16 protein-coding genes are annotated in these 18,432 nt (G+C 72.2%); 8 read left to right on the top strand and 8 right to left on the bottom strand.

The genetic code is table 11. The annotated features are described in order from the left end of the window. Positions 1–13: 13 nt before the first annotated feature. Positions 14–901: a hypothetical protein gene (locus tag LZ495_RS19690; RefSeq protein ID WP_235053726.1), complete on the bottom strand. Its 888-nt coding sequence runs from the start codon at positions 899–901 to the stop codon at positions 14–16. Beyond that, on the bottom strand, positions 898–1,848 hold the full coding sequence (locus LZ495_RS19685) for an ABC transporter ATP-binding protein (protein WP_235053725.1): 951 nt from the start codon (positions 1,846–1,848) through the stop codon (positions 898–900). The genes LZ495_RS19690 and LZ495_RS19685 overlap by 4 nt, the downstream gene beginning before the upstream one ends. 232 nt (positions 1,849–2,080) lie before the next feature. Between LZ495_RS19685 and LZ495_RS19680 the strand changes: the two genes are divergently transcribed. Beyond that, a complete protein-coding gene (locus LZ495_RS19680) occupies positions 2,081–3,733 on the top strand; it encodes a DNA repair helicase XPB (protein WP_235053724.1) in 1,653 nt (550 codons plus the stop codon). A gap of 309 nt (positions 3,734–4,042) precedes the next feature. Here the strand turns inward: LZ495_RS19680 and LZ495_RS19675 are convergent, their stop codons facing one another. Then, entirely contained in the window at positions 4,043–4,276 is a 234-nt protein-coding gene (locus LZ495_RS19675) for a hypothetical protein (protein ID WP_235053722.1), read from the bottom strand. A 244-nt stretch (positions 4,277–4,520) separates the two neighbouring features. Between LZ495_RS19675 and LZ495_RS19670 the strand changes: the two genes are divergently transcribed. Beyond that, on the top strand, positions 4,521–6,716 hold the full coding sequence (locus LZ495_RS19670) for a HelD family protein (protein WP_235053720.1): 2,196 nt from the start codon (positions 4,521–4,523) through the stop codon (positions 6,714–6,716). Between the two features lie 54 nt (positions 6,717–6,770). Here the strand turns inward: LZ495_RS19670 and LZ495_RS19665 are convergent, their stop codons facing one another. Next, positions 6,771–7,499: a hypothetical protein gene (locus tag LZ495_RS19665; protein ID WP_235053719.1), complete on the bottom strand. Its 729-nt coding sequence runs from the start codon at positions 7,497–7,499 to the stop codon at positions 6,771–6,773. A 246-nt stretch (positions 7,500–7,745) separates the two neighbouring features. On the opposite strand from LZ495_RS19665, the gene LZ495_RS19660 reads away from it, so the two are divergent. Beyond that, the gene (locus LZ495_RS19660; RefSeq protein ID WP_235053913.1) at positions 7,746–8,384 is read left to right on the top strand and encodes an HD domain-containing protein; all 639 of its coding nucleotides are present in this window, start codon (positions 7,746–7,748) and stop codon (positions 8,382–8,384) included. Positions 8,385–8,537: 153 nt separating this feature from the next. Further along, entirely contained in the window at positions 8,538–9,668 is a 1,131-nt protein-coding gene (locus LZ495_RS19655; RefSeq protein ID WP_235053717.1) for an agmatine deiminase family protein, read from the top strand. A gap of 173 nt (positions 9,669–9,841) precedes the next feature. Here the strand turns inward: LZ495_RS19655 and LZ495_RS19650 are convergent, their stop codons facing one another. Continuing rightward, positions 9,842–10,552: a DUF4232 domain-containing protein gene (locus LZ495_RS19650; protein ID WP_235053715.1), complete on the bottom strand. Its 711-nt coding sequence runs from the start codon at positions 10,550–10,552 to the stop codon at positions 9,842–9,844. A 218-nt stretch (positions 10,553–10,770) separates the two neighbouring features. Here LZ495_RS19650 and LZ495_RS19645 point away from each other — a divergent pair, with 218 nt between their 5' ends. Together LZ495_RS19645 and LZ495_RS19640 are read left to right on the top strand one after the other, a co-directional pair. Beyond that, positions 10,771–12,012 carry a helix-turn-helix domain-containing protein gene (locus LZ495_RS19645; RefSeq protein ID WP_235053713.1) on the top strand — a complete coding sequence of 414 codons (1,242 nt, stop codon included), beginning with the start codon at positions 10,771–10,773 and terminating at the stop codon, positions 12,010–12,012. Positions 12,013–12,309: 297 nt separating this feature from the next. Further along, the gene (locus LZ495_RS19640) at positions 12,310–13,503 is read left to right on the top strand and encodes a serine hydrolase domain-containing protein (protein ID WP_235053711.1); all 1,194 of its coding nucleotides are present in this window, start codon (positions 12,310–12,312) and stop codon (positions 13,501–13,503) included. Positions 13,504–13,576: 73 nt separating this feature from the next. Here the strand turns inward: LZ495_RS19640 and LZ495_RS19635 are convergent, their stop codons facing one another. Further along, entirely contained in the window at positions 13,577–13,843 is a 267-nt protein-coding gene (locus LZ495_RS19635; RefSeq protein WP_235053710.1) for a DUF4031 domain-containing protein, read from the bottom strand. An 86-nt stretch (positions 13,844–13,929) separates the two neighbouring features. Between LZ495_RS19635 and LZ495_RS19630 the strand changes: the two genes are divergently transcribed. Together LZ495_RS19630 and LZ495_RS19625 are read left to right on the top strand one after the other, a co-directional pair. Next, the gene (locus LZ495_RS19630; protein ID WP_235053708.1) at positions 13,930–14,295 is read left to right on the top strand and encodes a DUF8819 family protein; all 366 of its coding nucleotides are present in this window, start codon (positions 13,930–13,932) and stop codon (positions 14,293–14,295) included. A 184-nt stretch (positions 14,296–14,479) separates the two neighbouring features. Further along, positions 14,480–15,217: a DUF4232 domain-containing protein gene (locus LZ495_RS19625; protein ID WP_235053706.1), complete on the top strand. Its 738-nt coding sequence runs from the start codon at positions 14,480–14,482 to the stop codon at positions 15,215–15,217. 68 nt (positions 15,218–15,285) lie between these two features. Here LZ495_RS19625 and LZ495_RS19620 read toward each other — a convergent pair whose 3' ends face one another. Continuing rightward, positions 15,286–16,311, bottom strand: coding sequence for an ARPP-1 family domain-containing protein (locus tag LZ495_RS19620; RefSeq protein WP_235053704.1), 1,026 nt, complete (start codon positions 16,309–16,311; stop codon positions 15,286–15,288). Beyond that, positions 16,308–17,978, bottom strand: a complete 1,671-nt coding sequence (locus LZ495_RS19615; protein WP_235053702.1) for a vWA domain-containing protein — start codon at positions 17,976–17,978, stop codon at positions 16,308–16,310. Before LZ495_RS19615 ends, LZ495_RS19620 begins: the two co-directional genes overlap by 4 nt. Positions 17,979–18,432: the final 454 nt, after the last annotated feature.

The raw sequence follows: 18,432 nt of genomic DNA, 5'->3' as shown, positions 1-18,432 counted from the left end.
GGCGGCCGGGGGTTCACATCTCCCGGCGGCCGATCCGCCACACCGCGAGGCTCAGCATGACCGCGGTCAGCAGCAGCGCGACGATCGCGGGGCGCACGAAGTCGCCCGGCGTCGATTCGCCCAGCAGCTGGATGCCCGCGCCGCCGAGCTCGGACGGCTCCCACGCGCGCAGCGGCTTCCACAGCCGCGGCAGCGGCGAGAGCACCATCGCGATGAGCGCGGCCCCGAAGAGCGCGACCGGCCGCCGCAGGAACGCCGCCGCGCCCGCGACCAGCGACAGCGCCATCAGCAGGTAGACGGTCTCGAAGAGCATGCCGTAGATCATGCGGTCGGCCGGCACCGGCCCGAACAGCCAGCGGATCTCCGCCCAGACGATCCCGGTGGCCAGCAGATTGGCCAGGCACACCGCGGCCGCGCACACGGTCCAGCGCGGGATCACCAGGTCCCGGGGCCGGCAGGTGCGGGTGCGGTAGAACGCGGCGAGCCCGGGCCGGTGGTCCAGCGCCAGCGCGGCGGCCATCACGCCGAGCGCCACGAGCAGACCGATCTGCCCGCCCACCCCGGTGTACGCGATCATCGCGTCCTGCGCCTCGACGGTCTCGGGCAGCGCGCCGCCGTCCGCGCCGAGCACGTCCAGGATGCGGTGCAGGTGCCGGACCACGATCGGGCCGAGAATGCCGAGCAGCGGGAACGCCAGGAGCAGCAGCAGCCAGCGCCGCGTCCGGGTGACGCGCAGCACTTCGAGCCGCCACAGGCCCAGCGGGCGGCGGCCGCGGACGGCCGGCGCGGCCGCGGTCCGGGCGGCCCTCCGCTCCCGGCCCGGCATGATGCCCGGCTCGGGCCGCGCGGCCGCGCCCTTCGCCGTCTCCGCGCTCTTCGCGGTGGTGTCGAACCCGGTCATCGGGCCGCGCCGGTGATCGACAGGAACGCGCTCTCCAGGTCCGACTCCTCCGGCCCGACCGAGATGACGCGTGCGCCGCTGCGGTCCAGGACGCCCAGGATGTTGCGCTCGCCCTCCTCGACCGTGCGCGCCTGCACGCGCACCAGGCCGGGGCGGATCGACGAGACGCGCGCCACCCAGTCCTCGGCGGCGAACGTGCGCAGCAGCGCGCCGCCGTCGTCCCGGACCCGGATCAGCCAGGTGGGCCGCATGTGCTCGGCGACGAGCTCGGCCACCGGCCCCTGGTAGAGCATGCGCCCGGCGCGCAGCACGCCGACCTGGTCGCATACGCGCTGCACGTCGGCCAGGATGTGGCTGGAGAAGATCACGGTGGTCCGGCCGCGCATGCCGGCCACCAAGTCCAGGACCTCGGCGCGGCCGCGCGGGTCCAGGGCCGAGGTCGGCTCGTCGAGGATCATCAGTGCGGGCTCGGCGACCAGCGCCGCGGCCAGCCCCAGGCGCTGCGTCATGCCGCGCGAGAAGGACCCGGCCTTGCGGTCCGCGGCCTCCGAGAGCCCGGCCCGGTGCAGCGCGGTCTTGACGTTCTCCGGACGCAGGTCCGCGTGCACCAGCCGGCCGGCCAGCTCGACCACCTCGGCGGCGCTCAGCCACGGCTCGAACTCCGGCACGTCGGTGCACACCGCGACCCGGTCGCGCGGCACCCCGAACTCCACCTCGCCGCGGTCCGCCCGCCGCATGCCGCTGATCAGCGACAGCAGCGTGGTCTTGCCCGCGCCGTTCGGCCCGACGAGGCCGTAGACACTGCCCCTGGGCACGGCGAGGGCGACGTCGAACACGCCGGTGCCGCGACCGTAGTCGCGGGTCAGCCCGTGCGTGTGCAACGCCGGACCGGTCTCGGGGGCCGCAGGAGCGCCGGGTGCACCCGGCAGCGGCGGAAATTGCGCCATTTGAATATCCAGAGTAGGAGCGCCGGACCGAACCGTGGTTCCTCCTCAAGGAGGGCTCTTGCGCTCATCCCTGCGCAGTACGGTTCCGTAGGGCTGCTTCCCCAGGGGAATATCGCCGCTCCGGTACGGATTTCGGGCGGTTGGCACCCTTCCGGTCCGGGCGAGTGGAACACTCCTCCGTCCGGGGTGGTTCACACTGGGAGTCCCCCATTCGCTGTAAGAGAGGCCCCGCGTGGCAGAGCCGACCTCCGGCCCCCTGATCGTGCAGTCCGACAAGACCCTGCTCCTGGAGATCGACCACGAGGCCGCGGCGGACTGCCGCCGGGCCATCGCGCCGTTCGCCGAACTGGAGCGCGCCCCGGAGCACGTCCACACGTACCGCCTCACCCCGCTGGGCCTGTGGAACGCGCGCGCCGCCGGGCACGACGCCGAGCAGGTCGTCGACGTCCTGCTGCGCTACTCGCGCTACCCGGTGCCGCATGCGCTGCTGGTCGACGTCGCGGAGACCATGGGCCGGTACGGCCGGCTCACGCTCGCCAAGCACCCTGTGCACGGCCTGGTGCTCACCACCACCGACCGCGCGGTGCTCGAAGAGGTCCTGCGCAGCAAGAAGATGGCCCCGCTGGTCGGCGCCCGGGTGGACGCCGACTCGGTCGCGGTGCACCCGTCGGAGCGCGGCCAGATCAAGCAGGTGCTGCTCAAGCTGGGCTGGCCCGCCGAGGACCTGGCCGGGTACGTGGACGGCGAGGCGCACCCGATCGACCTGGCCGAGCAGGGCTGGACGCTGCGGCCGTACCAGAAGGAGGCCGTCGAGGGCTTCTGGCACGGCGGCTCCGGCGTCGTCGTGCTGCCCTGCGGCGCCGGCAAGACGCTGGTCGGCGCGGCCGCGATGGCGACCGCGAAGGCCACCACGCTGATCCTGGTCACCAACACGGTCTCGGCCCGGCAGTGGAAGGCCGAGCTGATCAAGCGCACCTCGCTGACCGAGGACGAGATCGGCGAGTACAGCGGCACCCGCAAGGAGATCCGCCCGGTCACCATCGCCACCTACCAGGTCGTCACGACCCGGCGGAAGGGCGTCTACCCGCACCTGGAGCTGTTCGACTCCCGGGACTGGGGCCTGATCGTGTACGACGAGGTGCACCTGCTGCCCGCGCCGATCTTCCGCTTCACCGCCGACCTGCAGGCCCGCCGCCGCCTCGGCCTGACCGCGACGCTGGTGCGCGAGGACGGCCGCGAGGGCGACGTCTTCTCGCTCATCGGCCCCAAGCGGTACGACGCGCCGTGGAAGGAGATCGAGAACCAGGGCTACATCGCCCCGGCCGACTGCGTCGAGGTCCGCGTCACGCTGACCGACGCGGAGCGGCTGGCGTATGCGACCGCCGAGCCGGAGGAGCGCTACCGGTTCTGCGCGACCACCGCGACCAAGACGCGCGTGACGCGCGAACTGGTCGAGATGCACGCGGGCGAGCAGACCCTGGTGATCGGCCAGTACATCGACCAGCTCGACGAGCTGGGCGAGACGTTGGACGCCCCGGTCATCAAGGGCGAGACCCGCAACACCGAGCGGGAGCGGCTCTTCGAGGCGTTCCGGCAGGGCGAGATCTCGGTCCTGGTGGTCAGCAAGGTCGCGAACTTCTCGATCGACCTGCCCGAGGCCGCGGTGGCCATCCAGGTGTCCGGTTCGTTCGGGTCGCGCCAGGAGGAGGCCCAGCGCCTCGGCCGCGTGCTGCGCCCGAAGGCCGACGGCCGGGCCGCCCGGTTCTACTCGGTCGTCGCCCGCGACACGATCGACCAGGAATTCGCTGCCCACCGGCAGCGCTTCCTGGCCGAACAGGGCTACGCGTACCGCATCGTCGACGCGGACGACCTCGGCAAGGCCTGACGCACCGCCGCGCGGGGCGCTGACCCGGAGGTCGGACCGGCGCTCGGGGGCTGCCCGCCCAGGGCTCCGGACACCGCTCCTCCGTACACCGCTCCGCGGGTGCTTGTGCGGACTCCGATCGGCACCGGCTTCCCGGCCCCGGGTCGCGGAGCCCGACGTACCCCATGCGAAAGGGCCGGTCCCGGTTTCCGGGGCCGGCCCTTTCGGCTTGCGTCGTCACGCTGGTTCGCCATGGGTCCTTGTATCGGTGGGTTCGCGGGTCCGTCGTTCGCGGTCTTCCGGTCACGGCCGTCGCGCCGGTGCCTGCGGTCAGTCGATGCCGTGCTTGCCGAGGATGACGACCTTGGCGGCGGTGCTGCCGAATATGCCGATGCCGCGGACGGTCGTCGCGGCGGCGCGGCCGATGCGGGACAAGGTGCTCGGGGCCGGGGCGGGTCGGGATTCGGGGCGGGGCTCGATGGTGATGCGGGTCTCCGTCCGCACGCCGTGGTCGGCGTGGCGGCTCGGGGCCTGCCGGGTCGGGGTGTGGAGTGCGGTGGTCATGTCTCCACGGTAAGAAATCGGACATAAGGTGCGCGTCGGCGCCTGGTCGCGTCCGTGCCTACCCCGCGGGTATGACCGCGCGGCCCGGATATCAGGGTTCGTCCGGACCTTGGCCCCGGTTTATGCTGGCCCATTCCGCTGCCGCGACACCGCACTGCCCCGTGACCCGGGGTTGGGCGCCGGCCACGCCGTCCGGCCGCGCCGGACGGCGTCCACGATGCCGTCACCGCATTCGGAGCCGATCTTGTCCGCGTACACCGCAGACCCGTCCACCGAGCCCGCTCCCGAACCCTCCCGCGATACGCGGGCCGACTCGCGCCCGGATGCCCGTACCGGTCCCGCCGTCGACCCGGCCGCCGACCCCGGGGCCGCCCTCGCCGCCGAGCGCGACCATCTCGCCGCGTCCCGCGCCTGCCTGCGCCGCATGCGCGAGGAGACCCAGGCGCTCGACCTCACCGATGTCGGCGGCAACGAGGTCTCCAACAAGCAGGTCCGGCACCTCATCGAGGGCCGTATCGCGTCGCTCGCCGACCTGGCAGATGCCCCGCTCTTCTTCGGCCGCATCGACGGCCGGTTCGCGGACGCCCCGGAGGTGTCCACCGGGACCGCCCCGCTCGAAGTCGCCGCGGACCCGTCCCGGCCGCTGGAGCGCTTCTGGATCGGCCGCCGCCACGTGCACGACCACGCGGGTGACCCCATGGTCGTCGACTGGCGCGCGCCTGTGGCCCGGTCGTTCTACCGGGCCACCCGCAAGGAGCCGCTCGGCGTCGAACTGCGCCGGCGGTTCGGCTGGACCGGCGGCAGCCTCACCGCGTTCGAGGACGAGCACCTGCTCGACCAGGGCGAGGAAGAGGGCAAGAGCGCGATCCTGGCCGCCGAGATCGAGCGGCCCCGCGTCGGCCCGATGCGCGACATCGTGGCCACCATCCAGCCCGAGCAGGACGAGATCGTGCGCGCCGACCTCGGCCAGACGGTGTGCGTGCAAGGTGCCCCCGGCACCGGGAAGACCGCCGTGGGCCTGCACCGCGTCGCATGGCTGCTGTACGCGCACCGCGAGCGGCTGCAGCGCAGCGGCACCCTGGTGGTCGGCCCGAACCGCTCGTTCCTCGACTACATCCAGCAGGTGCTGCCCGCGCTCGGCGAGGTCGAGGTCGGGCAGACCACCGTCGAGGACCTCGTCGCGCACGTGCCGGTGAAGGCCGTCGACACCCCCGAGGCGGGCCGGCTCAAGGGCGATGCGCGGATGGCCGAGGTGCTGCGCCGCGCGGTGTGGTCCGGCGTCCGCACCCCCGAGGAGTCGCTGCTCGTGGTGCGCGGCTCGCGGCGCTGGCGGGTCCCGGCGTACGAGGTCGAGGAGGTCGTCGCCGGGCTGCGCGGGCGCGACGTGCGTTACGGCGCCGCCCGCGACATGCTCCACCAGCGCCTCGCGCACGCGGTGCTCGTGCAGATGGAGCGCGCGGGCGAGTCCCCCGACGACCGCGTGCAGGACGCGGTGGCCCGGTCCCGCCCGGTGCGCGACCTGGTCAATAGCGTCTGGCCGGCCGTCGACCCCGCGAAGCTGGTCCTGCGGCTGCTGTCCGACGCGGAGTTCCTGGCGGCCTGCGCGGACGGCGTGCTCAGCGAAGAGGAGCAGGCCGTGATCCGCTGGGTGAAGCCGGCCCGCGGCGTCGGCTCTGCCAAGTGGTCGGCGGCCGACGCGGTGCTTGTGGACGAAGCCGCCGACCTGGTCGCGCGTACCGGCAGCCTCGGCCACGTAGTGGTCGACGAGGCGCAGGACCTGTCCGCGATGCAGTGCCGCGCGGTCGGCCGCCGCTGTACGACCGGTTCGGCGACGGTCCTCGGCGACATCGCCCAGGGCACCACGCCGTGGGCCGCGGAGGACTGGGCCGCGACGCTGCGGCATCTCGGGCGCGCCGACGCCCGCTTCGAGGAGCTCACCCAAGGCTTCCGGGTGCCGCGCGAGATCCTCGACTTCGCCAGCCGCCTGCTGCCGTTCATCGCTCCGGGGCTGGCCCCGGCGAGCTCGGTACGCGAGGCCCCGGGATCGCTGGTGCTGCGCGAGGTCGGTCCACAGGCTGTGGACGACGCCCTTGCGGACGGCGTCCGCGGGCTGCTCGCCGAGGAAGGCTCGATCGGCCTCATCGCCGCGGACGCCCGGATCCCGGCCCTGGCCGCGGCACTCGGCGCCGCGGGTCTCGCGTACCGGCAACTGGGCACCGAGAGCGACGTCCCGGAGGAGGTCCGGCTCAACCTGGTCCCGGCGACGCTGGCGAAGGGCCTGGAGTTCGACCACATCGCGGTCGCCGAACCGGCCGAGATCGTCGAGGCCGAACCCCAGGGGCTGCGGCGCCTGTACGTGGTGCTGACCCGTGCGGTCTCCGGGCTGCTGGTCGTCCACAGCTGGCCGCTGCCGGACGAACTGGCCGCACCAGAGGCCTGAAACGAATGTGTGTGCCGGGCAGCCGAACAGGCCGCCCGGCACACGGTCACCGCGTCAGGCCTTCGGCGCCTGCTTCACCAGCACCTGGTCGGCAGGCGGCGGCGTCACATCGCCGAGCGCGACGCCGAAGTCGGACATCTCGATGGTCATCTTGTCGCCGTACTTGATGGACATCCGGGAGATCTTGCGGTCGGTCGTCACCCAGAGCTCGGCCGTCATGGACGTGACGTCCATCGCGCCCAGCAGCTTGTCCGCCAGCGTGCCCTCCTGCGCCACTCCGGTGCTGTCCCGCAGTTCGTCGAGCGTGATCGTCTGCACGAGCCGCCGCTCACCGTTGCCGCCTGCCGCGCTCTTGTCCTCGCTCATGGTCGAGAAACCCGACAACGACGCGCTCAAGGCCTCCCGGTCCATTCCCTGGAAGAGCGCGTCGCCGGTGATCCCCTCGACGGTCACCCACGTCTTGCCGTCCTGCGGCTGGGGCAGGCGATAGTAGACGGCCTCCGGACGGATCAGCGCCTCCACGGAAGTGCCGTTGAACGCGTAGTGATACGTCAGCCGCCCGCTCAGCTGCACCATGTCCAAGACGCCCTCGCCGGTCACCTCACCAGGCACGCCCATACCGGTGCCGTCGGAGATGCGCATAACCACGCGCACCGTACTGGCGTCCATCACCTGCTGCTTGGCCTGACTCAACGCCGCGGCCGCGAAGTCGCCGGAGCCACCGCCCGTGGCCTGCGTACCGCATCCGGCCACGCCCAGCGCGATCGCCAGGGCCGCGACCACGGCTCCTGCTCTGGCTCCGAAGCGCGCCCGCGGCGAACGTATGCCCACAATCCACTCCCCATGCCCCCGCCCCGGCCCGGCGCCGCAGCCCGCGCAGCGTAGTGGACCGGCCCGACGGCAGCCAGGCAGTTTCTCCCCGCCCGGCAGCCGGGTGACGCGCAGCGCCCCTGGACGGCACGTCGTCCGGGCTTTTGGCAGGGCGGCTGGCATGCTGAGGGCGTGGAACGCATCCAGGAGACCGCCACCATGACGTTGCAGGATCGCTGGGCCCGGCTCGTCGGTGACTCCGACGCGACGGCCGCCGCCGTGGGCGAGGATCTGATCGGCCGGTACGCGCAGCCGCACCGGCGCTACCACGCCACCGGGCATCTGCTCGCCGTCCTCGAACTCGTCGACGAACTCGCGGACGACGCCGACGACCCCGATGCCGTACGCCTCGCCGCGTGGTTCCACGACGCGGTGTACGACCCGGCCCGCGCCGACAACGAAGAGCGCAGCGCCCGGCTGGCCGAACGCGCCCTCGCCGAGGCCGGGGTCGAACCCGCACTCGTCGCCGAGACCGCCCGCCTGGTCCGGGTGACCGCCGAGCACGCCCCGTCCGACGGCGACCGCAACGCCGCGGTGCTGTGCGACGCCGACCTCGCGATCCTGGCCACCGAGCGGGACCGCTACGACGCGTACGCCGCCGCGGTCCGCGAGGAGTACTCGTTCGTGCCCGAGGAGGCCTTCCGCGGTGCGCGCGCCGCGGTGCTGCGCGACCTCCTCGCACTGCCGCGCCTCTTCCACACCCCGCTCGGCTACGCGCGGTACGAGGAAGCGGCCCGCCACAACCTCCGCACCGAGCTCGAACGCCTCGAGGGCGGGATCCCGCGCCAGCAGAGCTGACCCCGTCGCTCCCCTTCCGGCCGCCGTGCGCCCTGCGTACGGCGGCCGCGGCATGTCCACTCGGTATCGGAAGCTCCACGGACTGTCATAAGTTGACTGAATTTTCAGTATGTGTGACAGTCGAAGCTCGGGGCCGACCGCTTGGAGCAAGCCATGCCGGACACACCTCCCGCTCGCCGCGGCCTCCTGGCCACGCTGGGATTCGGAACATCGGGGACCACCACCGCCTCGGGCGCCGCTACGGCCGCAGCCGCCGCACTGGGCAGCGCGTCCCGCACCGGCCGTATGCGGGTTCCCGCCGACGACGTCCCGCACACGCAGACGTGGATGTCGTGGCCGGCCAGCCGGTCCATCTGGGGCCGGCAGCTGCGCGGCGTCCAGCAGGACATCGCCCTGATCGCCCGCACCGTCGCGCGGTTCGAACCCGTGGTGATGTGCGCGGCCGACGAGGAAGCCGCGTACGACGCCCGCGCGCAGTGCGGCCCCGGCATCCTGGTCCGCACCGACATCCCCACCGACGACCTGTGGATGCGCGACACGTGTGCGGTGTTCCGCACCGACGGCGCCGGGCGGCTCGACGCCATCGGGCTGAACTTCAACGGGTGGGGCAACAAGCAGAAGCACCACGACGACGCCTATGTGGCCCAGTACGTCGCCGAGTTCACCGGCCTGCGCTTCGGCTGGACCGAATTCGTCGGCGAGGGCGGCGCCGTCGAGACCGACGGCGACGGCACCGTGATGGCCACCGAGAGCAGCCTGGTCAACAAGAACCGCAACCGCGGCATGTCCAAGAGCGAAATCGAACGGGCCGTCCTCGACGCCTACGGCGCGGACAAGATGATCTGGATGCCCGGCATCAAGGGGCGCGACATCACCGACGACCACATCGACGTCACCTCGCGCTTCATCCGGCCCGGCGTCGTCATGGTGCAACTGCCGCCGCCCGGCCGGAACGACGCATGGGCGCGCGACGCCCGGGAGCAGCACGCCATCCTGTCCGCGGCGACCGACGCCAAGGGCCGGCGCCTGCAGGTCATCACGGTGGAGGGGCCGGACGACACCCGGTCGCGCAACCGCGACCTGGTCGACTCCTACCTGAACTTCCACGTCGTCAACGGCGGTGTCATCACAGCGCAGTTCGGCGACCCGGCCAAGGACGCCGCCGCCAAGTTCGCACTCGTGGCGGCCTTCCCCGGGCGTCACGTGGTCCAGCTGGACGTCGACCGGCTGATGGGCGGCGGCGGAGGGATCCACTGCTCGACGATGCAGCAACCCGCGGTCTGACACCCTGCCGCGCATCGCCCGCACTGGCACCCATCGCGCTGCTGACAGCCGCCGAGCGCAAGTCGTGCGTCGCCTTCGCCTGGGGCGACTGAGCTGCGGTTCGGCCGGATTGCCCGCGAGGCCTTCGGGCACGCCTGCTTCCTCAGCGTGTCCGAAGGCCTCGCGTCAGCGGCTCAGTTGAGGGCGTCGTCGAGGGTGCTCTGCCAGTACGTGACCTGCAGGGCCGTGTCGACGTACACGCCCCCGGCGGGGAGGGCCACCTTGGCGACCGTGTCGTTCGTGAACGGGACGGTCAGGGTCGTCGCCCTGTAGCCGTGCTCGCCGCCGCCCGCCTCGGTCGAGGACAGCCGTACGCCGGAGTAGCCCGACTCGCCGGGAGCCAGCCGCAGCACCGCCTGGGGCTTGGAGTTCCGGTCGACCGGCGGCACGGCCTGCGCCTCGCCGAAGCGGGCGGCGGGGTAGCCGTCGGTCAGGTCGCAGCTCTTGGAACCGGTGTTGGTGATGGTGAGCAGCATGTGGTTGAGCGGGCGGGCGACCACAGTGGCGGTCACCTTGGCGTTGGTTCCGTCGCACATCGGGGCGGCACCCGAGTCCGGGGCGGGCGCGGCGGTGGACTTGCCGCCGGCCCCGCCCGGGGTCGCCGCCTTGCCGGTGGACGGCCTCGCGCCGGAGGGAGTTCCGGTGGCCGGAGACACCGGTGCCCCGGTCGACGCGGGCTGTGAGGTGGTCCCAGCCGAAGGGGCCGCAGTGGCGCCGGGCGCCGGGGAGTTGCCGGCGCGGCCGGCGCCGTCGTCGGCACCGCTGCCGCACGCCGTGAGGACGAGGGCGGCGGCCGCGGCGCTTGCCGCGGCCAGGAGGCGGATTCGTGTGGTGCGTGCAGGCATGGCAGGTCCCCCTGGGGATGGCAGTTGGCGGATGCTTCCGCGGACGCCGTCGGACCGGGTCGACGCGGCGTGGCGGGATGCCCTGAGCTTGGCCGAGGCTCCGTCCCGTCCGCCATGGCCGCCGGGCAACTCGGGACGCTGGAACGTCCCCGGCACCCTGACCTGCGGGAACGCCCTTGCCCTGGAATGCTGTCGGGGACGCGGGAGAGGGAGGAACAGTGGCGGGCGAGGAGTTCGCGGCACTGCTGCGGGAACTCAAGGAGCGGTCGGGGCTCAGCTACGGGGTGCTGGGGAAGCGCCTGCATCTGAGCGGATCCACCCTGCACCGGTACGTCAACGGCGACGCCGTCCCGACGGACTACGCCCCGGTCGAGCGCTTCGCGCGGCTGTGCGGCGCCACTTCGGAGGAACTGGTCGAACTCCACCGGCGGTGGGTGCGCGCGGATGCGCTGCGGCCGCGCAAGGGGGCCGCGGGGGCCGCAAGCGCTCAGGAGGCCGCCAGGGTCGCGGGGTCCACGGGGGAACCGACCGCAGACCCGGAGTCCGACGTGGCTGCCGAACCGGAACCCGTGATGGTGGCGACAGCCACATCGACTGCAGCGGAGGCTGCTGCCGGACGCCGCCTTCTTCGGCGTCCCGGAACGCTCTTGGGACTCGGGGCAGCTGCGGCAGCGACTATCGCCGCGGTGCTCGTCGCCAACCTCTTGCCGGGCGACGGCGGCAAGCCCGACCGGTCGCATCCCGCAGCGGCAACCACCACGTCCGCCGCACCGGCCACCGCGAGCGGCAGCCCCGCAGTTACGCCTGCTCCGGACGCGTCCCCGCAGCCGGAGGCGGCCGAATCACCTGTGGACGGCCTGCAGCCGACCGTGTCCACCAACCCGTACAAATGGGAAACCCCCTGCAGCCAGCACTACTTGGTGGACCGCAAGCCCACCCAAGTGTCCCCGCCTCCGACCGAGCGCGACGCCCGCGGCTGGATCACCGCCCAGGGCGCGGTCTCGGCCGGGGACCAGTTGCTGGCGCTGACCGTGCAGGGCACCGGACCGGAGACCGTCGTCCTCGAAGCGCTGCACGTGCGCATCGTCGCGCAGGGGCCGCCGCTGGCGTGGAACGACTACACGATGGGAGTGGGCTGCGGCGGCGAGGTGGCCACGAAGTCGTTCGAGGTGAACCTGGACGCCGGGCGTCCCACGACCGTGCCGAAAGCCGGGCAGCGGAATTTCCCGTACAAGGTCAGCGAATCCGATCCCGAGGTCTTCTACGTGAGTGCGCGTACGCAGGCCTATGACGTGCGCTGGTACCTGGAGTTGGACTGGTCGAGCGGGGACCGGCGCGGGACGGTGCGGATCAGCGACAACGGGCAGCCGTTCCGCACGAGCGGCAACAAGGAGCGGCCGGCGTACACATATCCGCCCGGTGCACATGCATGGGACAAACCGCTCGCGGACGAGGGCTGAGCCGGGCGGCTGCGCAATCGATAGGTGTTACCACGGGTTGCACCAGGTCGGAAGGCATACACCGATCACCACCCGCAGCCCCGGTCCACGGCGCCGAGGTCACTTTGTTCCAAGCCGGGACGGCCTCGCGGTGCGTACCGTCACGCGTCCGGAGTGCCCGCGCCGAGCCGCCCTTCGGTCGGACCCGACACGACCCATGCGGCGCGGGCACTCCCGTCGCGCCACCCGCTCGTGCACCGTCCGCACTCGTGCTCGGACCGCGTCCCCGGTCCGGGCCGCACTCAGGGAGCAGCCCGAATGCGCAAACTCCGAACGTCCGTCATCGGCGCCGCGGTCGGCTTGGCCGTCCTGGCCGGCACCGCACATGTGTCGAATGCGTCCTCGACCACCGCCGCCCAGAAGTTCCAGGAGGCCGCCACCGGCGGCGTGCAGGTGAACGGCTATCCGGGCGTCATGGGTCTGATCGTCGACGGCGACACCAAGACCTATGTCACCGCCGGGTCAAGCGTCTACGGCTCCTCGACTCCGATAGACCCCACTGCGAAATACCGGATCGCCAGCAACACCAAGACGTTCACCTCGGTCGCCGTCCTCCAGTTGGAGGCCGAAGGCAAATTGTCGATCGACGACACGGTCGCCAAGTGGCTGCCGAATGCGGTGAACGCGAACGGCTACAGCGGCGCCAACATCACCATCCGGCAACTGCTCAACCACACCTCGGGGTTGCCGGACTACATGCCGGGCGAGCTCAACACCTTGTACTACACGATGCAGAACGTCGGCACGCAGTACACACCGCAGGAGCTCGTGAACCGGGCCTTGGCCAGGACGTCAACGAACCCCAACAGGTACTACGACTACGCCAACACGAACTACATACTCGCCGGGATGATCATCAAGGCGGTCACGGGCAACTCTCCGTCGGTGGAAATCACCAACCGACTGATCACCCCGCTGAATCTGACCAACACCAGCTACCCGGAGACTTCGCCGGACATCTACGGCAACTTCGTCCAGGGCTGGAAGTGGCAGCCGACGATCTTCTGGTGGCAGCTCCCGATCCTGGAAGCGACCCGCTCCAACACCCAGATCTTCGGCCCGGCGGGGGCGATGATCTCCACCCTGCAGGACCAGGCCACCTTTGAGCGCGCACTCATCCAGGGCCAACTCCTGCCGCCCGCGCAGATGGACAAGTTCAAGACCACCGTCCCGATCGCCAGGCCCGGCGAGACGAACCCCACCGAGAACACGGTCGGCCTCGGCATCACCCGCCTGAAGCTCGACTGCACCGGCAGCCCCAGCACCTGGATCTGGTCCAACGGCGGCGACGTCATCGGCTACCACAGCCGCTGGTTCATCAGCGACGACGGCACCAAGCAGGTGATCTACCTCGGCAACGAGCACCACGGCAAGCCACTGGAGGAAAGCGACGGCAAGAAGCGCCTGCTCGCCGGCGGCAAGAACGCCATGTGCGAGCTGCTCAAGCCGTAACCCCCCCCCCCCCGCCCCCCCCGCTGCGGCCGCCCCCCCCCGGCCGGCCGACGGGGGGCGTCCGCGCGCGGCGTCAGGTCCTCGGGGGCTTGCGGCGGCGGAGGCCGGCGGCGATCAGGCGGGTCACGAGTTCCTTGCCGCTGACGGGCTCGGCGCCGAGGGCGACAGCGCGGTCGTAGACCTCGGAGGGGACGTCGTAGTGGTCGCGGTCGAAGGCCCGGGGCGGGATCCCCAGGGCCTCGGCGAACGTGTGGAGTTCCTCGTACGACACATCGCTGACCAGGTGGGACCACATCCGGCCGTGGCCGGGCCAGATCGGCGGGTCGATGAGAACTGTCACCCTCCGATCTTGCCCGATCCAGTGGGGCCGGGCCTGTCCGGTCCCGGCTGCGCGGCGGTCCGCGTGTCACCCCTGACAATGGAGGGATGGGAGACGACGCCACCGAGAACGCCCTGCACGAAGCCCGCGCCCGGGTGCTGCACGACCTGACCGTATGCGGGGCCGCCGATGCCACTGTGGTGTCGATGGTCGAGGACGCGGTCTCCGAGCGCCGCTGGTGGGTCGCTCAGTGGCCGGACGGCGCGTCGTACGCCCCTGGCCTCGTCGCCCAGGACGTACAGGAAGCATTGGAAGAGGCCGGCGTGCGGTGGCCGTGGTGCCCGCACCACGACGGCACCGAGGACGCGCACCAGCTCTACATCGAACCGGAGCTGGGCGCGGACCCGACGTGGGTCTGCGAGAAGGACGCGGTAGAGGTGGCCCCCTTGGGCGAACTCACCGCTGACGCTTGACCTGCCGGGGGTCTGTCCCAGGCAGAACCGCAGTTCCGTGACCATGTCACCAAACGACGACAAGGCCGTCGTGGAACGACGACGCCCGTATCTTCCGGCTGCCCGGCCTGGCCATAGTGATCACGCAAGCACGGGGAACAGCACCACACTCCACCGTGAATGACCAGGCAGCAAGGGGTAGTTCATGTCGGCCAACCGTCGCCGCGCCTTTCTCGTCTCCGCCGTCTTCGTCGGCGCCGCCATGCTGACGACCGCCTGCCAGGACGCGGACAAGGATGCGGAAGCGACGAAGTCGGGAGCTGCGCAGGGCTCTTCGTCCGCGCCTGCCGCGGGAACCGGCGCGCCGCCGGCGGCCGCCTCGAACACGGTTGGCAGCACGGGGGCTTCGTCGGGCGGCGGCACTGCCCCCACCGGCAAGAGCACCGGCGGCCAGGGCAGCGCAGGACAAAGCACAGCCGGATCCGCAAGCGGCAGCTCCGGATCCGGCGGCGGCACCGGCAAGGCCGCGAAGTGCCGTACCGACGACCTGAAGATCACCGCGATGGACAGCACCATCTCCGGCGACCCGAACGGCACCGTCGCCGTGATGCTCAAGAACAGCAGCGGCCGCGACTGCACGATGTCCGGTTACGCGGGCGTCGACCTGAAAACCTCCGCGGGCTCGCTGTCCGCGCAGCGCACCGGCCAGGAAACCGTGGCGATCGTCCTCAAGAACGGCGAGTCGGTGTCCTTCGGCATCGACTACCCCCGCAACGACTCGGGCGGCTCCGGGGTCAGCATCACCGGCCTGCTGGTGACGCCGCCCGACGAGACGAAGTCCGTCACCCTCGGCTGGCCGGGCGTCGCCGCCCTGCCCGTCACGGAAGGCCCGGGCTCCCCGGTGAAGGTCGGCCCGCTGGGCAGCGCCGGCCAGGGCGGCTGACCGGCACACGCCCGGCAGGCGCGGCCGACCCGACCGCGCCTGCCGGCGCCCGCCGGCACGTGCGGCGGTCAGCCCAAGGTGTTGCGCGCCGTGAGCGACGCGTACACCGGGGTGCCCCCGGCGAGGGCGTACGCCCCGACCAGGCGTTCCCCGATGACGGTGCCGACCGCGAGGTCGGCGGCCGACTCGTCGACGCCGACGACCACGGACTGGGCGGCGGCTTCGGACGTGGCGGTCTCGACCAGGCCCTGCTCCGCCGTGTCCGCCGCGCGCAGCGCGGCCGCAAGGGCCGAGAACGGGTCGGCCCCGTCTCCGCCCGCCGCGGGAGTCGCGAGCGGTGCCCGGGTGACCGGGCTTGCCGGGACTCCCGCCGCTTCGCGGCGTACCGCTTCCGCGCCGTAGCAGAACCGGATCAGCGGCTCCCACATCGTGTTCCAGTACGCGTGCGAAGGAGCGCGCTCGACACCGAGGACCTCCCCATCCATCAGCACGACGGCCCCGATCTGGTCCTCGACGTTCTCGAACTCGGCCACGAACTGGTCGAGTTCGTCGGCGAAGTGCTTCATGAACCGGACCAGGTCCGCGGACCCGGGAAGGCCGGCCGAGGACTTGAACCGCGCGACGGCCGGCCACAGCCGGTCGTACCCCGGCTTCGCGGGCATCGCGGACGCGGCCTCGCGGACCGACGGCGGCAGCACCGCGAGGCGGTGCCGCCCATCCGAGATGAGCCCGCCTTGCGACTGCTGGATGCACATCGCGGCGTTGTACGGCAGGTCGGCGCCGGGGCCCACCAACGTGGCGCGCGGCATCGCGTGGTCCTGCGCCTTCTGCGACACCATGACAGCGAGGTGGCTCGGCACCAGGACGTGGTCGGGACCGTCGTTGCGGAACTTCAGGGTCCCGTAGTCGCCGGTGGAGATCCCGAGCGCGGCCGGGTCGCCGAGGTTGGTGGTCGGCGCGTCGCCGGCAAGCAGCGGCAGGACCTGCATCCGGCCGGCGCTCTGCACGCGGCCGGTGGTCGTGCCGGACAGCAGCTCGCCGACCGTGGCCTGCTCGGCCGCACTGCGCTTCAGCTTCCGCAGCGGGTTCCTCATGTCGCCACCTCCTTCTCGGCGCTCGCGGTGTTCTTGGAGTTCTCGGCGTTCTCGGCGTTCTCGGCGTTCTCGCAGGACTTGCGGTTCTCAGCGTTCTCGGCGTTCTCGGCGGCCGCGACGTCCTCGCGGTCCGGCCCCAGCAGGTTCCGTACCGACCCGGCCGGCAGCCCGGCCAGGCGCGCCAGCCCGCGCAGCGCCGCGGCCGGATCGGCGTCCAGCAGCATGCGGCAGAACGCGAACTCCAGCCCTGCCACCCGCTGCACACCGGCCACCGGGACGTCCGGCGACAGCGCCCGGACGCCGCTCGCCTCGGCGGCCGCGACCGGATTGAACTGGACGACCGGAGTAGTGATGCCCAGGTCACGTGCCGCGGCCAGCACTTCGGCGAAGCGCCCGGCCGGTGCGTTCTCGTAGCCGTCCGAGACCACGACGACCAGGTCCGGCAGCCCGGACAGCGCCTCGATCAGCGCTTCGGCCGGACCGCTCGCCCCGGCCGGACGCACCAGGCCGTCCGCGTCGGGCCGTGCCCCGAACCACACTTCGGCGGTCTCGGCGGCGGCCTCCCGCAGCACGTCGCGCAGCGCGAGCGTCGCCGCGACCGGCCGCAGCGCCTGCTCGCGGGCGCCCGCCATCGAGGCCGAGCCGTCGAGCACCAGCGCGATACGCCGATCGGCAAGGTCGAGCGCAGCGGCAGCCGTGCGGGCCCGCGCGGCGAGGGCCTGGGCGACGTCGTCGCTCATCCCCCGCTCGTACGCGTACACGTACAGCCGGACCGCGTCGTACCGCGCGAAGTCGACCTCGACCTCGACGCCGGCCTTCTCGGCCTGCGCCTGCATGCCGAGCCGCTGCCCCGCGGTGAGCCGACTCTTCGTCAGTTCCAGGACGCGGGCGTGCGGTTCGGCCGAGTGGAAGCGGCCGCGCAGGCCTTCGAGGGTCTCGTACGGCAGCGTCCGGCCCGCGTCCAAGTCGGTCCGGGCCTCGGCGTACGCACGCAGCAGCGGCTGCCGGAACGGTCCTGCGGCGCCGAGCACGAACGCCACGCTCTCGTGCAGCACCGCGCGGTCGCGGCCCGGCGCGTGCCGGTCGATCTCGGAGGCCAGGATGCGGAGTTCCTTCGCGTCCAGCTCCTCGCCCGCCAACTCGCGTACCAGTACGGCGCGTACGATGCCCGCGGTCCGCGCGCCCCATGCGTGCCGGAGTGCGGCCGCGAGCTTGCGCCGGTAGCGCACCGCCCACTTGCCGAACGCGGGGGCACCCAGGAGCGTGCGCAGCACGAGCTTGCGCGCCCGCGCGTTGTTGACCCGCTGCTCGGCGAGCATTCCGTACAGGTTGAGCATGCGCGGCACGCTCAACTGCCCGACGATGCGCCGGATCGCCTCCCCCTCGCCCGGTGCGCCGCCCGGCGTGGACAGCAGGTGCAGGGCACCGGTCTGCCGGGCGCGGTCGAGCATGTAGGGCGAGCCGACGAGACCGGTGTAGAGGGCCCGGTCGAGGGCGGCCAGCCCGGCGTGCGCGGCCAGTTCGGCGGTGCGCTGCTCGTCGGCGGAGTTGTAGAAGGTGGCGCGGCCGGTGGCCGCGGCGGCGGTGTCGAGGAAGCGGGCGACGGTGGCGGCCGCGGTCAGGTCCGCGGCGCGCGTGAGCGTGCCCGTGGCGGCGTCGATGGTCATGGAGGGCTCCCGAAAGGAGCGCCCGGGGAAGGTCGCGGGTCCGTAGGTGTTGCCTCATCCGAAGTGAGGTGCGCGCCTGCCCTGAGGGCCGACATGCTGCTGAACGGACGCACAGTTCCCCGGGCGCAGTTTGTGGGTGCCTGCGGGCAAGTCACGGGTCCCGATGCGGGATTCGAACCCAAGAGCCGCTTTTGAAGAGCGATTGCCTACCAAGACACTGAAGGAACTCGTAGTTCCCGCAGGCACGTCCCCAACAGTAGGAGCGCCCCCGAGACCCGGGCCACCCGTTTTCCGCCCGCACCTGACGAGGGGAAAACGCCAAGGTACGCTCCCGATCCCCACCGCAGCCGACCGCCCGCGGCCTCCCCTCCGGTTCCGTTCTGTCGAGGAGTGGGTGTCGCCGACCCTCTCCCCGTTCTGGAGGAAACGCCGCAGGGCGGCACCCCCCTTGCGG

The organism is Yinghuangia soli (genome assembly GCF_021502675.1).
GTDB lineage: Bacteria > Actinomycetota > Actinomycetes > Streptomycetales > Streptomycetaceae > Yinghuangia > Yinghuangia soli.
This window is presented reverse-complemented; position numbering and strand designations above follow the sequence as displayed.

What these genes read in the sequence shown, in the direction of transcription:
- LZ495_RS19690 (WP_235053726.1), bottom strand. Translation starts at nt 901, where the DNA reads ATGACCGGGTTCGACACCACCGCGAAGAGCGCGGAGACGGCGAAGGGC.
- LZ495_RS19685 (WP_235053725.1), bottom strand. Translation starts at nt 1,848, where the DNA reads ATGGCGCAATTTCCGCCGCTGCCGGGTGCACCCGGCGCTCCTGCGGCC.
- LZ495_RS19675 (WP_235053722.1), bottom strand. Translation starts at nt 4,276, where the DNA reads ATGACCACCGCACTCCACACCCCGACCCGGCAGGCCCCGAGCCGCCAC.
- LZ495_RS19660 (WP_235053913.1), top strand. Translation starts at nt 7,746, where the DNA reads ATGACGTTGCAGGATCGCTGGGCCCGGCTCGTCGGTGACTCCGACGCG.
- LZ495_RS19655 (WP_235053717.1), top strand. Translation starts at nt 8,538, where the DNA reads ATGCCGGACACACCTCCCGCTCGCCGCGGCCTCCTGGCCACGCTGGGA.
- LZ495_RS19650 (WP_235053715.1), bottom strand. Translation starts at nt 10,552, where the DNA reads ATGCCTGCACGCACCACACGAATCCGCCTCCTGGCCGCGGCAAGCGCC.
- LZ495_RS19640 (WP_235053711.1), top strand. Translation starts at nt 12,310, where the DNA reads ATGCGCAAACTCCGAACGTCCGTCATCGGCGCCGCGGTCGGCTTGGCC.
- LZ495_RS19630 (WP_235053708.1), top strand. Translation starts at nt 13,930, where the DNA reads ATGGGAGACGACGCCACCGAGAACGCCCTGCACGAAGCCCGCGCCCGG.
- LZ495_RS19625 (WP_235053706.1), top strand. Translation starts at nt 14,480, where the DNA reads ATGTCGGCCAACCGTCGCCGCGCCTTTCTCGTCTCCGCCGTCTTCGTC.
- LZ495_RS19620 (WP_235053704.1), bottom strand. Translation starts at nt 16,311, where the DNA reads ATGAGGAACCCGCTGCGGAAGCTGAAGCGCAGTGCGGCCGAGCAGGCC.
- LZ495_RS19615 (WP_235053702.1), bottom strand. Translation starts at nt 17,978, where the DNA reads ATGACCATCGACGCCGCCACGGGCACGCTCACGCGCGCCGCGGACCTG.